Here is an 884-nt window from a genome sequence, read left to right as displayed (position 1 = left end):
GGTTTTGATACTCTTTTAAATCTTTTTGTGTGTAAGTCTCTTTCTTACAAGTTTCTATATTATAGTTTGTTTTTATTACTTTTATATTCTCTTGTTTTGCTTGTGTACAAGATGTTATTAGTATTGTTATTATAAATATTATTAATATTTTTAATGTTTTCATATATTATTTCCTTTTGTTTTATACTTAGATAAATGTAAAGATGCATTAGATTGAAAATATACAGCACCTTTTTTAGAAGAATTATTCACTTAAAACTCCTAATTTCTTTAGTCTTTTTAATCCTCTTTTTGCTCTTTTATCATTTTTTTTAGTACCTAAAGCTTTTTTAAACCAAATTTCTGCATTTTTATAATCTTTTAAACGCTTTTCGTATAAATATCCAATTCTTTGTGTTCCATCACTTTCTTTTCTATCATGAAGAATCTTATACCATTTTAAAGCATTTTTATAATCATTTAAATCATCTTCATACATTACTCCTAAATTAAAAGCACAATTTATACAATCAAGTTTGTAATAACCTCTTTTATACCAATATATTGCCTTATCATAATCTTTTAAATCATGATACAAGAATCCAAGTCTTTCTACTGAATTTTTACTTCCTGCTTTAAAACCTATTTCTCCCCACTTTATTGCATTTTCATAATCTTTCTCATCTTCTTCATATACTGCTGCTATTGATGCATAACACTTTAATTTACCAAGCTCCGCACATTTTAAAAAGTATTCTTTTGATTTCTCTAAATCTCTATATTTATTTTTCTTACTATAAAATACTCCAAGATTTTTATACCCTTGAGGATCTTTTCTTTCAACCGCAAGTTTTAGATAAGTCTCTCTTGCTTTTTCTAAGTCACCTTTCATTCTATAAGTATGA

1 protein-coding gene is annotated in these 884 nt (G+C 25.0%); it reads right to left on the bottom strand.

The genetic code is table 11. The annotated features are described in order from the left end of the window. Positions 1-244: 244 nt before the first annotated feature. Positions 245-884, bottom strand: a 640-nt coding sequence (locus BT997_RS15290) for a tetratricopeptide repeat protein (protein WP_143145225.1), incomplete at its 5' end; no start/stop codon positions are given.

Origin of the sequence: Arcobacter sp. LA11 (assembly GCF_001895145.1) — a bacterium.
GTDB lineage: Bacteria > Campylobacterota > Campylobacteria > Campylobacterales > Arcobacteraceae > Halarcobacter.
Note: the sequence above shows the minus strand (reverse complement) of the source record. Positions and strands in the feature narration are given on the sequence as shown.